We start from the raw sequence: 12553 nt of genomic DNA, 5'->3' as shown, positions 1-12553 counted from the left end.
TCGGACCAGAAACGGCGCCCCAGGGCGCCGTTTTCATTGGTGGACTGAACTCACTGCTCCCAACTGGCCTTGGGCAGGGTCAGGCCGTGCTGGCCGTTGTAGGCCGCCCGCTTGGGCGATTCCCAACCCTGCAGCAACGCCTCCTCGACCCGGTAGATCTCCACGCCCAACGGGCGGCAGACCTTGAGCGGGTCCTCGGCGTCAGGACCCCACATCGCCAGGGACAGATCGCCGCCCGGGCAGGTGGACAGGGCGCAGAGCACGTCGATCTCGGCGAAGAATTCCAGGTAGTCGCCGGGCTTTGCCGGGCAGGCCTTCATGAAGTACAGGTCGTCATGGTTGAGGCCGGTGCACTGGAAGATGTTCAGCACATCGTGGACATCGAATTCGGTGAGACCGTGGGGCAGCACCGCGCGGGTCAGATTCGAGTGGCAGTGGTGGTGGAAGTCCTCGCCGGTGAGCATCTTGTTGACGTAGGGATCGCAGCGGGTGCCGAGCAGGTCATGCAGACGGCCGCCGTGTTCGTCGATGCCGTAGCCGGCCAGGCTGTCGTCGGTGATGGTCAGCAGCGGACGCAGGAAGGGCAGGTTCGACCAGAGGCGGTCGTAGGTGCTGACGTGGGCCCCCTGCAGTTGCCGGGTGCGCGCGGCCCACATGCGCTCGCGCGGATCCTCGGCGTTCCAGACGTTGAAGTCGCCCACCTGGGGACCGTGCGGGGTGGTGACGCGGAACAGATGGCCCGCCGGGACCTTCCAGGCGCGACCGGTGCGGATCGGGATCTCGAATTGCTCGATCAGGGTACGCGCGTCCTTGTCCTCGCGCAGGCGATCGTAAAAGGCCTGGTCGACCTGCAGGGCGGAACCCTGGGTGGACTGGTAGGCGGCGGGGTAGTCCTTGTACATGGGAGGTCTCCTCGGTCAGAGCGGCCTGGCTGCGCTCAGCAGATCCAGCAGCCGGTTTTCGGAATCGTCGAGATAGCTGGCCATGGCTTCGGCCGCCGCCTGGCGCTGTCCGGCGGCGAGCAGGTCGTGGATCTGGCGGTCGCGGATGATCCAGGGCCGCTGGAAGTGCTCCTCGTCGGGCGCGAGGGAAAACAGCAGGCGTATCTGGGCGGCGACGGTGGCGAAGAATTCATCGAACAACGGACTGCCCAGTAGGCCGACGATGTGCTGATGGAAATGCAGGCCGTGGGTGCCGAGGGCGCGCCAGTCTTCACGCGACTGCGCCAGTTCGGCGGCCTCCAGGGCGTCCAGCATCCGATCGGACTGGTATTCGCGCAGCGGGCGGCTGGTGAGGATGGCCTGCAGTTCCAGGGTGCGGCGCACGGTAAAGAGGTCGCGCACCTCGGCCAGGCCCAGGCGCCGCACCATCACCCCCTTGTGCCGCACATAGGTGGCCAGGCCCTCGCGATCCAGCTGGTGCAGGGCTTCGCGAATGGTGTTGCGCGAGGCGTTGTAGGCCTTGACCAGTTCAGCCTCGACCAGCGCCGTACCGGGTAGCAGGCGACCGCCGATGATGTCCTCGCGCATTTCCAGCAGCAGCTGAGCCCCCAGGGACAGCGCGCCTGCGTCTTTGCCGCTCATAGGTCTTCAAGCCCGATTGTTCAACAATACGTAGAAAATCGAACTGCACGGTACGTGCCAGAATATGGCGTGAAGAGGCGGCAACCTTGTCGTGCCGCCCAGCATGCCATCGGCGGAGGGGGCCGCCGGCAGTGAACGCAGAAAGGCTAGCGATCCGTGGCCTGAGCCGCTTCCAGGCGCTGCATGCGCGCACGATCGGCGTCGAAGGCTGCGCTGGTGCTGGTGCGCAATTCAGCGTAGCGCTGCAGATCGGCCTGCAGACGCACCTGATCGGCCGCCGCGGCGTCGAGGCGGGCCTGAAGGTCCGCCGGCAGCGCCTGGCCGTTGCGCTGCTGTACCGCGGCCTGTTGCATCAGCTGGCTCTGCAGCTGGCGCGTGGCCTCAAGGTTAGCCTTCTTGATCTGCATGAGGCCGTCGAGCTCGGCCAGCTTGCGCGCCTTGGCGCGATCGACGTCCTCGACATTGCTGTAGAGCTTGCGCAGCTGGCCATCGATCACGGCCTGCTGGCGCTCGCGTGCCTGGCGGTCGAGTTCGGCGGCGGGCAGCGCCGGGGCGACCTTGCGGATCACCCGGCCCTGCTCGTTGAGCACGTCATAGCCCTTGCCAGCGTATTCCGGCGGCACGCCCTGGCGGTCGATGACCAGGGTGCCGTTGCGGTCCAGATAGCGGTACAGCTCGGCCGCCTGGCCGGCCAGCGGCAGGGCGATGAGCAACAGGCTGGCAGCGGCGCGACGTACGACCATGGCCGTCTCTCCTGGGGCTAGATGCCGTATTGAGCGCGATAGTCCTGGACGGCGGGGAGGTGACGCTTGAGCTCGGCGTCCTCGGCCAGGTATTCGAGCACCTGATCCAGCGCCACGATGCTGAGCACCGGAATGCCGTAGTCGCGCTCGACTTCCTGGATGGCCGACAATTCGCCGCGGCCGCGCTCCTGGCGGTTCAGGGCGATGAGCACCCCGGCCGCGCTGGCGCCCTGACCCTCGATGATCTGCATGACCTCACGGATGGCGGTGCCGGCGGTGATGACGTCATCGATGATCAGCGCCCGGCCGGTCAGGGGCGCGCCCACCAGCAGGCCGCCTTCGCCGTGGTCCTTGGCTTCCTTGCGGTTGAAGCACCAGGGCACGTCGCGGCCGTGGTGCTCGACCAGGGCCACCGCCGTGGCCGCGGCCAGGGGGATGCCCTTGTAGGCCGGGCCGAAGAGCACATCGAAGGGCAGGTTGGCCTGCACCAGCGCATCGGCATAGCAACGGCCGAGCTGGGCCAGGGCCGCACCGCTGTGGAACAGGCCGGCGTTGAAGAAATAGGGGCTGATACGACCCGATTTCAGGGTGAATTCACCAAAGCGCAGAACTCCGCGCTCGATGGCGAAACGAATGAAATTACGCTGATACGCCTGCATATAAGTCCTTGCGCGGCTTGTATTTAGCTAAACCGGTTTAGCTCGGGTATCATACATCCACGATTTTTTGGGGGCCATTTATGCGGATCATCAGCTTGAACGTCAATGGTATTCAGGACGCTGTGGAGCGGGGCCTGTTGCCCTGGCTTAAGGCGCAGAATGCCGACGTGATCTGCTTGCAGGATACGCGCGCCTCTTCTTACGACATGGACGATCCGGCCTATGCGCTGGAGGGTTACATCCTCTATGCCTGCGACGCCGAAGTGCCGTCCCAGGGCGGGGTCGCGCTCTATACGCGGGTCCAGCCGAAGGCGGTGATCAGCGGCCTGGGCTTCGAGTCCTGCGATCGCTTCGGTCGCTACCTGCAGGCGGACTTCGACAAGGTCAGCATCGCCAGCCTGCTGCTGCCCTCCGGCAAGCGCGGTGACGAAGACCTGAACATGAAATTCAAGTTCATGGACGACTTCACCCACTACCTGAACAAGCAGCGCCGCAAGCGTCGCGAGTACATCTATTGCGGCTCCTTGTACGTGGCGCACCAGAAGCAGGACGTGAAGAACTGGCGCGACTGCCAGCAGATCCCCGGTTTCCTGGCGCCCGAGCGGGCCTGGATGGACGAGGTGATCGGCAACATGGGCTATGTGGATGCCCTGCGCGAAGTGAGCCGCGAAGGCGACCAGTTCAGCTGGTGGCCGGACAGCGACCAGGCCGAGCACCTCAACCTGGGCTGGCGCTTCGACTACAACATCCTGACCCCGGGTCTGCGCCGCTTCGTCCGCTCGGCGCGCCTGCCACGGCAGCCGCGCTTCTCCGAGCACGCGCCGCTGATCGTCGACTACGACTGGACCCTGAGCATCTGATCCAGACGCTGCTCCGAAACGAAAAAACCAGCCCGCGGGCTGGTTTTTTGTTGGGCGACTATTTCACCAGGATCACCGGCAAGGGCACCTGATGGACCACGCGATGGGCCACCGAGCCGAGCAGCAGGCCGCTGAGCGAGCCCAGGCCGCGGGTGCCCATGACCACGGTGTCCACCTGCAGGCGCCGCGCCGTCTCGCCGATGGTCTCGGCGATGCCGCCGAAGCCCACGTGGGTCTGGGCCTCGATACCGGCTTCGAGCAGGGCCGGGCGCGCCCGGACGAGGATGTCTTCGGCCTTGTCCTGCAGGCTGCCGCGCCATTCGCGCAGGATGCGGTCGTCGAAGGGCGCGCCGTAGATCTCCGGCTCGTTCTGGACGTTGAGCAGGTGCAGCTCCAGCGACAGCCCGGCCTTCACCAGGTCGAGGATGTAGCGCAGGGCGTTGTCGGCGCTGGGGGAACCGTCGTAGGCGACCAGGACATTGTGCATGGGGCATCTCCACGAGAGGGGTATGCCTTCATGCTAGACCCTGGCTGTCAGGGACGCTTGATCCCAATCAAGCCCGCGGCCTCAATGCCCCACCCAGTTGCGCGCGCCCTTGGGAATCACCTCGGATTCGTCCAGCTTGCTGGCGAACATGCTCACGGCTTCCACGGCGTCGCTGGCGCCATCGCGGATCTGCACGATCACCGCACCGGCCTGGTCGGCCAGCTCGACGCCCTTGACCGCTCGACCCTGGGTGCTTTCCATGCTGGCGACCGCCTGCTGGGTCTCGCTCAGGATCCGCCCGATCATCTCGGCGATCTCCGCCGTGGCGCTGCTGGTGCGCCCCGCCAACTGGCGGACCTCGTCGGCGACCACGGCGAAGCCACGCCCCTGATCACCGGCGCGCGCGGCCTCGATGGCGGCGTTGAGCGCCAGCAGGTTGGTCTGGTCGGCGATGCCGCGGATGGTGTTGACGATGGCGGTGATCTGCTCGGAGCGCTGGCCCAGCTGGCCGATCACCTCGGCGGAGGCGCTGACGTTGTGGGCGATCTCGCGCATCTCGCCGGCGGCCGCCTGGATGATCCGGGTGCCGTGCTCGGCGACCTTCTCGGTCTCGGCGGAGATGTGATAGGCCCGCGAGGCGCTGCGGCTGTCGCTTTCGTGCTTTTCCACCCGCTCGCTGATGTCGCTGGCGTACTTGACCACCTTGTATAGCCGACCGGTGGCGTCGTACACCGGGTTGTAGCTCGCCTCCAACCAGACCACCCGGCCGTGCTTGCCCAGCCGCTTGAACTGGCCGCGAAAGAACTCGCCGGCATTGAGGCGGCGCCAGAAGTCGGCGTATTCACTGCTATTGACCAGGGCCGGCTCGCAGAACAGGCGATGCTGCTGGCCCTGGATCTCCTTGAGGCTGTAGCCCAGGGTGGCCAGGAAATTGTCGTTGGCCGTGAGGATGCGCCCGTCCAGATCGAATTCGATGCGCGCCAGGGCGCGGTCCAAGGCCTTGAGGTTGCTCTGGGCTTCGCTGTCGCGCTCGACCTGGGCGGTGACGTCGAGGGCGTACTTCACCACCTTGGCGATCTTGCCGCTGCTGTCGGGCACCGGGTTGTAGCTGGCTTCCAGCCAGAGGGTACGGCCCTGGGCGTCCAGGCGCTGGAAGGTGCCGGAAACGAAATCGCCGCGCTTGAGGCGGGCCCAGAAATCGCCATAGTCGCGACCCTGCACCACATTGGCCGGACAGAGGCGGCGATGGTGCTGACCGACCAGGGTGTCGGCACGATAGCCGGTCAGGCGGAGAAAGTTGTCGTTGGCACGCAGGACGGTACCGTCGGGATCGAACTCGATCACCGCCATGGACCGCTCCAGCGCCTGGGTCAGGCCCTGGTTGGCGTGCAACTCGGCCTCCAGCCGAGCGATGGTCTTCTTGTGGTGCGCATTGAACATGGCAGAACTCGCTGGCCGGGGGAGAGGTAGTCAGCCTATCGGCGCGGATCGGGGCGACTTGATGGCACCCGGCGAACGGCAGAACTCGGCCGTTGAGTGGCTGTCGCAAACGCGCCGGCCCGGGGCGTAAACAGGCATCTTGGGGTCTGGGGCCGGGCCTACCATCGCGGCCAAGGGGGTGGTTTTCACCGCCACAGACTTTAGGAGCGCCGCGATGTTCAGCAAGCAGGACCAAATCCAGGGCTACGATGATGCGTTGTTCGCCGCCATGGGCGAGGAAGCGCGGCGCCAGGAGCATCACCTGGAACTGATCGCGTCCGAAAACTACACCAGCCAGCGCGTCATGGAAGCCCAGGGCAGCGTGCTGACCAACAAGTACGCCGAAGGCTATCCGGGCAAGCGCTACTACGGTGGCTGCGAGCATGTCGACAAGGTCGAGCAGCTGGCCATCGAGCGCGCCAAGCAGCTGTTCGGCGCCGACTACGCCAACGTTCAGCCGCACTCCGGTTCCCAGGCCAACTCGGCCGTGTACCTGGCGCTGCTGCAGGCCGGCGACACCATCCTGGGCATGAGCTTGGCCCACGGCGGTCACCTGACCCACGGTGCCAAGGTCAGCTCCTCCGGCAAGCTCTACAACGCCGTCCAGTACGGCATCGACACCGATACCGGGCTGATCGACTACGACGAGATCCAGCGTCTGGCCGAAGAGCACAAACCCAAGATGATCGTGGCGGGTTTCTCCGCCTACTCCAAGACCCTGGACTTCCAGCGCTTTCGCGACATCGCCGACAGCGTGGGTGCCCTGCTGTTCGTCGACATGGCCCACGTGGCCGGTCTGGTCGCCGCCGGGGTCTACCCCAACCCGGTGCCCTTCGCCGACGTGGTGACCACCACCACCCACAAGACCCTGCGCGGCCCCCGTGGCGGCCTGATCCTGTGCAAGGCCAACGCCGACATCGAGAAGAAGCTCAACGCCGCGGTGTTCCCAGGGGCTCAGGGCGGCCCGCTGATGCACGTCATCGCCGGCAAGGCGGTGTGCTTCAAGGAAGCCCTGGAGCCGGGCTTCAAGACCTACCAGCAGCAGGTGATCAGGAACGCCCAGGCCATGGCCGGCGTGTTCAAGGCCCGCGGCTTCGACGTGGTCTCCGGCGGCACCGACAACCACCTGTTCCTGGTCAGCCTGATCAAGCAGGGCATCACCGGCAAGGACGCGGACGCCGCCCTGGGGCGCGCCTGCATCACCGTGAACAAGAACGCCGTGCCCAATGATCCCCAGTCGCCCTTCGTGACCTCGGGTCTGCGCATCGGCACCCCGGCCCTGACCACCCGCGGCCTGGGCGTCAGCGAAAGCGAACGCGTCGCCGGCTGGATCTGCGACATCCTCGACCACCTCGGCGATGCCGATGTGGAAGCCCAGGTGGCGCGCCAGGTGGCCGCGCTGTGCCGCGACTACCCGGTTTACCGCTAGTCGCCACGCGCCTGACGCAACCCTTATCCAACCCCTTTCCCCCTTTGCGGAAAGGGGCGTCGTCTGCAGGAGTCTCCAGATGCAACGCTATTCCGGCTTCGGCCTCTTCAAGCACTCCCTGAGCCATCACGAGAACTGGCAGCGGATGTGGCGCACCCCGACGCCCAAGCCGGTGTACGACGTGGTCATCGTCGGCGGTGGCGGTCACGGCCTGGCCACCGCCTACTACCTCGCCAAGCAATTCGGCGTGAAGAACGTCGCGGTGATCGAGAAAGGCTGGCTGGGCGGCGGCAACACCGCGCGCAACACCACCATCGTCCGCTCCAACTACCTGTGGGACGAATCGGCGCACCTCTATGAGCACGCCATGAAGCTGTGGGAAGGCCTGTCCCAGGACCTCAACTACAACGTCATGTTCTCCCAGCGCGGCGTCTACAACCTCTGCCACACCCTGCAGGACATGCGCGATTCCGAGCGCCGGGTCAGCGCCAACCGCTTGAACGGCGTGGATGGCGAACTGCTCGACACCCGCCAGGTGGCCGAAGAGATCCCCTACCTGGACTGCAGCAAGAACACCCGCTACCCGATCTTTGGTGCCACCGTGCAGCGCCGCGGCGGCGTGGCCCGTCACGATGCCGTGGCCTGGGGCTTCGCCCGCGCCGCCGACGCCCTGGGCGTGGACCTGATTCAGCAGACCGAGGTCACCGGCTTCCGCAAGCAGGACGGCAAGGTGATTGGCGTGGAAACCAACCGTGGCTTCATTGGCGCCCGCCGCGTCGGCGTGGTCACCGCCGGCAACTCCGGGCACATGGCCAAGCTGGCCGGCTTCCGCCTGCCGCTGGAATCCCACCCGCTGCAAGCGCTGGTCTCCGAGCCGATCAAGCCCATCATCGACAGCGTCATCATGTCCAACGCGGTACACGGCTACATCAGCCAGTCCGACAAGGGCGACCTGGTGATCGGCGCCGGTATCGACAGCTGGGTCGGCTACGGCCAGCGCGGCTCCTACCCGGTGATCGAGCACACCCTGCAGGCCATCGTCGAGATGTTCCCGATCCTCTCGCGGGTGCGCATGAACCGCCAGTGGGGCGGCATCGTCGACACCTCGCCCGACGCCTGCCCGATCATTTCCAAGACCCCGGTGGAAAATCTGTTCTTCAACTGCGGCTGGGGTACCGGCGGCTTCAAGGCCACCCCCGGCTCGGGCAACGTCTTCGCGGCGTCGCTCGCCTCCGGCGAGATGCATCCGCTGGCCAAGCCCTTCTCCATCGACCGTTTCCACACCGGCGCGCTGATCGACGAACACGGCGCAGCGGCCGTCGCGCACTAAGGAGCCCGAGCATGTTGTACATCCATTGCCCCCACTGCGGGGAACTGCGCTCCGAAGAAGAATTCCACGCCGCCGGCGAGGCGCACATCCCGCGTCCGCTGGATCCCGAGGCCTGCAGCGACGCGGAGTGGGGCGATTACATGTTCTTCCGCGACAACCCGCGCGGCCTGCGTCACGAGCTGTGGGTCCACGCTTCGGGCTGCCGCCAGTACTTCAACGCGACCCGTAACACCGAGACCTACGAAATTCTCGAAACCTATCCGATCGGCGAGCAACCCCGCTTCACCGCCGAGCGAGGAGAGCGCACATGAGCCAGGTCCATCGACTCACCCAGGGCGGTCGCCTGGACCGCAGCCAGGCCATCACCTTCACCTTCAACGGTCAGACCTACCAGGGCTTCAAGGGTGACACCCTGGCCTCGGCCCTGCTGGCCAACGGCGTCGACGTGATCGGCCGCAGCTTCAAGTACTCCCGGCCGCGCGGCATCGTCGCCGCCGGTGCCGAAGAGCCCAACGCCATCATGCAGATCGGCGCCACCGAGGCCACCCAGGTGCCCAACGTGCGGGCTACCCAGCAGGCGCTGTACCAGGGCCTGGTCTCCGCCAGCACCAACGGCTGGCCGAGCGTCAACAACGACCTCATGGGCATCCTCGGCAAGGTCGGCGGCAAGATGATGCCGCCCGGGTTCTACTACAAGACCTTCATGTATCCGCAGAACCTGTGGATGACTTACGAGAAGTACATCCGCAAGGCCGCCGGCCTCGGCCGCGCGCCGACCCAGGTCGATCCGGATACCTACGACAACTTCAACCAGCACTGCGACGTGCTGGTGGTGGGTGGTGGCGCCGCCGGCCTGGCCGCCGCCCTGGCCGCCGGTCGCAGCGGCGCCCGGGTGATCCTGGCCGACGAACAGGAAGAATTCGGTGGCAGCCTGCTGGACAGCCGCGAGCGTCTCGACGGCGCCTCGGCCGCCGACTGGGCCGCCAAGGCCGTGGCCGAGCTGCAGGGCCTGGACAACGTGGTGCTGCTGCCGCGCGCCACGGTCAACGGCTACCACGACCACAACTTCCTCACCATCCACGAGCGACTCACCGATCACCTGGGTGATCGCGCACCCCATGGCCAGGTGCGTCAGCGCCTGCACCGCGTCCGCGCCACCCGCGTGGTGCTGGCCACCGGCGCCCACGAGCGGCCGCTGGTGTACGCCAACAACGACCTGCCGGGCAACATGGTGGCTGGCGCCGTGTCCACCTACATCCGTCGCTATGCGGTGGCCCCGGGGCAGCGTCTGGTGCTGTCCACCAACAACGATTACGCCTACCGCGTGGCCCTGGACTGGCTCGAAGCCGGTCGCCAGGTGGTGGCCGTGGCCGATGCGCGGCCCAACCCCCGCGGCGCCTGGGTCGAGGAAGTGCGCAAGCGTGGCGTGCGCGTCATGGGCGGTACCGCCGTCAGCGAAGCCCGCGGCAATACCCGGGTGACCGGCGCCAAGATCGCCACCATCGACCTGACCGCCTTCCGCACCCTGGGTGGCGGCGAGTGGCTGGACTGCGACCTCATCGCCACCTCCGGCGGCTACAGCCCGGTGGTCCACCTGGCCTCGCACCTGGGCGGTCGTCCGCTGTGGCGTGATGACATCCAGGCCTTCGTGCCCGGTCCGGCGCCGCAGAAGCGCCTCTGCGCCGGTGGCGTGAATGGCGTCTTCGCCCTGGGCGATGTCCTGGCCGACGGTTTCGAGGCCGGCGCCACCGCCGCGGCCGAAGCCGGTGCCAAGGTCGTCAGCGGCGAGCTGCCCCAGGCCGAATTCCGTCAGGAAGAGCCGAGTCTGGCGCTGTTCCAGGTGCCCCACGACAAGCCGTCGTCGCGGGCCCCCAAGCAGTTCGTCGACCTGCAGAACGACGTGACCGCCGCCGGCATCGAGCTGGCCTGCCGCGAGGGCTTCGAGTCCATCGAGCACGTCAAGCGCTACACCGCCATGGGCTTCGGCACCGACCAAGGCAAGCTGGGCAACATCAACGGCCTGGCCATCGCCGCCCGGGTGCAGAGCAAGGCCATCCCGGAAGTCGGCACAACCATGTTCCGCCCGAACTACACGCCCATCACCTTCGGCGCCATCGCTGGACGGCATTGCGGCCACCTGTTCGAGCCCAAGCGCTACACCGCGCTGCATGCCTGGCACCTCAAGCAGGGCGCCCTGTTCGAGGACGTCGGCCAGTGGAAGCGCCCCTGGTACTTCCCCAAGGCGGGCGAGGACCTGCACGCCGCGGTCAACCGCGAGTGCCTGGCCGTACGCCGCAGCGTCGGTCTGCTCGACGCCTCCACCCTGGGCAAGATCGACATCCAGGGCAAGGACGCGCGGGAATTCCTCAACCGCGTCTACACCAACGCCTGGACCAAGCTGGACATCGGCAAGGCCCGCTACGGCCTGATGTGCAAGGAAGACGGCATGGTCTTCGACGACGGCGTCACCGCCTGTCTCGCCGACAACCACTTCCTGATGACCACCACCACCGGCGGCGCCGCGCGCGTCTTCGAATGGCTGGAGCTGTACCACCAGACCGAATGGCCGGAGCTGGAGGTGTACTTCACCTCGGTCACCGACCACTGGGCGACCCTGACCCTGTCCGGTCCCAACAGCCGCAAGCTGCTGGCCAAGCTGACCGACATCGATCTGGACAACGCCGCCTTCCCCTTCATGGCCTGGAAGGAAGGCCAGGTGGGCGGGGTACCGGCGCGGGTGTTCCGGATCTCCTTCACCGGCGAACTCTCCTACGAGATCAACGTACCGGCCAACTACGCCATGGGCGTGCTGGAGCAGGTGGTCGCTGCGGGCAAGGAATTCGACCTCACCCCCTATGGCACCGAGACCATGCACGTGCTGCGGGCGGAGAAGGGCTTCATCATCATCGGGCAGGACACCGATGGTTCGGTCACGCCCCAGGACCTGGGCATGGGCTGGGCGGTGAGCCTGAACAAGAGCTTCTCCTTCATCGGCAAGCGCGGCATGCATCGCCAGGATTGCGTCCGCGAGAATCGCAAGCAGCTGGTCGGCCTCAAGCCCCTGGATGCCCGCGACGTCCTGCCGGAAGGTGCGCAACTGGTGTTCGAGCGCAACCAGCCAATCCCCATGGACATGGTCGGTCACGTGACCTCCAGCTACCACAGCGCGACCCTGGGCTACGGCTTCGCCATGGCCATGGTCAAGGGTGGCCTGGGCCGCATGGGCCAGACCGTCTACGCCCCGCTGGCCGATGGCCGCTACATCGCTGCCGAGATCGTCTCGCCGGTGTTCTACGACCCCAAGGGTGAGCGGCAGAACGTCGCCTAACGAGGATAGCGCCCCATGAACAACATCAATGTCTACGACCAATACTCCGCCACGGCGCGCGCCGAATCCCCGCTGTTCCACGCCGAGCTGAACAAGCTCGCCGGCCGCGGCCCGGCCACCGCCGGGGTGACCCTGCGCGAGCGGGCCCTGCTGGGGCATCTGGTCATCCGTGGCGACGCCCATGACGAAGGCTTCACCGGCGCGGTGCAGAGTGTGGTCGGCCTGGAAGTGCCCGGTCCCCTGGCGATCACCCAGAAGGGCGAGAGCTCGCTGCAGTGGCTCGGCCCGGACGAGTGGCTGCTGGTGGTGCCCGGTGGCAGCGAGTTCGCCACCGAGCAGGCCCTGCGTCAGGCCCTCGGCGAGCGCCATGTCGCCATCGTCAACGTCGGCGGTGGCCAGACCCTGGTCGAGCTCAAGGGCCCCAAGGTGCGTGAAGTGCTGATGAAGTCCACCTCCTACGACGTCCATCCGAGCAACTTCCCGGTGGGCAAGGCGGTGGGGACGGTGTTCGCCAAGTCCCAGCTGATGATCCGCCATACCGCGGAAGACACCTGGGAGCTGGTGGTGCGGCGCAGCTTCGCCGACTACGTCTGGCTGTGGCTGCAGGACGCGAGCGCCGAGTACGGACTGCGCATCGAGGCCTGATCGGTCGCTG

Annotated in this window: 11 protein-coding genes and 2 pseudogenes; 6 read left to right on the top strand and 7 right to left on the bottom strand. The window is 66.6% G+C overall.

What is annotated here, in order from left to right; all coding sequences use genetic code 11:
* Window positions 1-50 precede the first annotated feature (50 nt).
* From PSEK12I1_RS0101225 to pyrE, 4 genes are all read right to left on the bottom strand, one after another.
* On the bottom strand, window positions 51-902 hold the full coding sequence (locus PSEK12I1_RS0101225; protein WP_027598633.1) for a DUF1989 domain-containing protein: 852 nt from the start codon (window positions 900-902) through the stop codon (window positions 51-53).
* 15 nt (window positions 903-917) lie between these two features.
* Window positions 918-1583: a GntR family transcriptional regulator gene (locus PSEK12I1_RS0101220; protein WP_027600434.1), complete on the bottom strand. Its 666-nt coding sequence runs from the start codon at window positions 1581-1583 to the stop codon at window positions 918-920.
* 146 nt (window positions 1584-1729) lie between these two features.
* Window positions 1730-2326 carry a hypothetical protein gene (locus PSEK12I1_RS23435; RefSeq protein WP_028700296.1) on the bottom strand — a complete coding sequence of 199 codons (597 nt, stop codon included), beginning with the start codon at window positions 2324-2326 and terminating at the stop codon, window positions 1730-1732.
* 17 nt (window positions 2327-2343) lie between these two features.
* Window positions 2344-2985: an orotate phosphoribosyltransferase gene (pyrE, locus tag PSEK12I1_RS0101210; protein ID WP_007160047.1), complete on the bottom strand. Its 642-nt coding sequence runs from the start codon at window positions 2983-2985 to the stop codon at window positions 2344-2346.
* 80 nt (window positions 2986-3065) lie between these two features.
* Here pyrE and PSEK12I1_RS0101205 point away from each other — a divergent pair, with 80 nt between their 5' ends.
* Entirely contained in the window at window positions 3066-3845 is a 780-nt protein-coding gene (locus PSEK12I1_RS0101205; protein ID WP_007160046.1) for an exodeoxyribonuclease III, read from the top strand.
* 58 nt (window positions 3846-3903) lie between these two features.
* On the opposite strand, the gene PSEK12I1_RS0101200 is transcribed toward PSEK12I1_RS0101205, so the two are convergent.
* The 3 genes and pseudogenes from PSEK12I1_RS0101200 to PSEK12I1_RS25140 all read right to left on the bottom strand — a co-directional run.
* Window positions 3904-4332: a universal stress protein gene (locus PSEK12I1_RS0101200; protein WP_007160045.1), complete on the bottom strand. Its 429-nt coding sequence runs from the start codon at window positions 4330-4332 to the stop codon at window positions 3904-3906.
* Between the two features lie 81 nt (window positions 4333-4413).
* Window positions 4414-4890, bottom strand: a pseudogene (locus PSEK12I1_RS25145) (methyl-accepting chemotaxis protein); the annotation flags it as partial.
* Between the two features lie 111 nt (window positions 4891-5001).
* Window positions 5002-5772 (bottom strand): annotated as a pseudogene (locus tag PSEK12I1_RS25140) (PAS domain-containing protein); the annotation flags it as partial.
* 214 nt (window positions 5773-5986) lie between these two features.
* Here PSEK12I1_RS25140 and glyA point away from each other — a divergent pair.
* The 5 genes from glyA to PSEK12I1_RS0101170 all read left to right on the top strand — a co-directional run bounded on the left by glyA (window position 5987) and on the right by PSEK12I1_RS0101170 (window position 12543).
* On the top strand, window positions 5987-7240 hold the full coding sequence (glyA, locus tag PSEK12I1_RS0101190; protein ID WP_027600432.1) for a serine hydroxymethyltransferase: 1254 nt from the start codon (window positions 5987-5989) through the stop codon (window positions 7238-7240).
* Between the two features lie 79 nt (window positions 7241-7319).
* Window positions 7320-8570 carry a sarcosine oxidase subunit beta family protein gene (locus tag PSEK12I1_RS0101185; RefSeq protein WP_017639231.1) on the top strand — a complete coding sequence of 417 codons (1251 nt, stop codon included), beginning with the start codon at window positions 7320-7322 and terminating at the stop codon, window positions 8568-8570.
* Between the two features lie 11 nt (window positions 8571-8581).
* On the top strand, window positions 8582-8881 hold the full coding sequence (locus PSEK12I1_RS0101180; protein WP_017639232.1) for a sarcosine oxidase subunit delta: 300 nt from the start codon (window positions 8582-8584) through the stop codon (window positions 8879-8881).
* On the top strand, window positions 8878-11898 hold the full coding sequence (locus PSEK12I1_RS0101175; RefSeq protein WP_027600431.1) for a sarcosine oxidase subunit alpha: 3021 nt from the start codon (window positions 8878-8880) through the stop codon (window positions 11896-11898). The genes PSEK12I1_RS0101180 and PSEK12I1_RS0101175 overlap by 4 nt, the downstream gene beginning before the upstream one ends.
* 15 nt (window positions 11899-11913) lie before the next feature.
* Complete coding sequence (locus tag PSEK12I1_RS0101170) at window positions 11914-12543, top strand: sarcosine oxidase subunit gamma (RefSeq protein WP_007160039.1); 630 nt, start codon at window positions 11914-11916, stop codon at window positions 12541-12543.
* The last annotated feature ends 10 nt before the right edge of the window (window positions 12544-12553 follow it).

Source organism: Pseudomonas sp. MOIL14HWK12:I1, assembly GCF_000510705.1.
In the GTDB taxonomy this organism is placed as follows: Bacteria; Pseudomonadota; Gammaproteobacteria; order Pseudomonadales; family Pseudomonadaceae; genus Chryseomonas; species Chryseomonas oryzihabitans.
This window is presented reverse-complemented; position numbering and strand designations above follow the sequence as displayed.

Bases quoted from the DNA above. Each gene is read 5' to 3' on its own strand.
- PSEK12I1_RS0101225 (WP_027598633.1), bottom strand. From the start codon at position 902: ATGTACAAGGACTACCCCGCCGCCTACCAGTCCACCCAGGGTTCCGCC.
- PSEK12I1_RS0101220 (WP_027600434.1), bottom strand. From the start codon at position 1,583: ATGAGCGGCAAAGACGCAGGCGCGCTGTCCCTGGGGGCTCAGCTGCTG.
- PSEK12I1_RS23435 (WP_028700296.1), bottom strand. From the start codon at position 2,326: ATGGTCGTACGTCGCGCCGCTGCCAGCCTGTTGCTCATCGCCCTGCCG.
- pyrE (WP_007160047.1), bottom strand. From the start codon at position 2,985: ATGCAGGCGTATCAGCGTAATTTCATTCGTTTCGCCATCGAGCGCGGA.
- PSEK12I1_RS0101205 (WP_007160046.1), top strand. From the start codon at position 3,066: ATGCGGATCATCAGCTTGAACGTCAATGGTATTCAGGACGCTGTGGAG.
- PSEK12I1_RS0101200 (WP_007160045.1), bottom strand. From the start codon at position 4,332: ATGCACAATGTCCTGGTCGCCTACGACGGTTCCCCCAGCGCCGACAAC.
- glyA (WP_027600432.1), top strand. From the start codon at position 5,987: ATGTTCAGCAAGCAGGACCAAATCCAGGGCTACGATGATGCGTTGTTC.
- PSEK12I1_RS0101185 (WP_017639231.1), top strand. From the start codon at position 7,320: ATGCAACGCTATTCCGGCTTCGGCCTCTTCAAGCACTCCCTGAGCCAT.
- PSEK12I1_RS0101180 (WP_017639232.1), top strand. From the start codon at position 8,582: ATGTTGTACATCCATTGCCCCCACTGCGGGGAACTGCGCTCCGAAGAA.
- PSEK12I1_RS0101175 (WP_027600431.1), top strand. From the start codon at position 8,878: ATGAGCCAGGTCCATCGACTCACCCAGGGCGGTCGCCTGGACCGCAGC.
- PSEK12I1_RS0101170 (WP_007160039.1), top strand. From the start codon at position 11,914: ATGAACAACATCAATGTCTACGACCAATACTCCGCCACGGCGCGCGCC.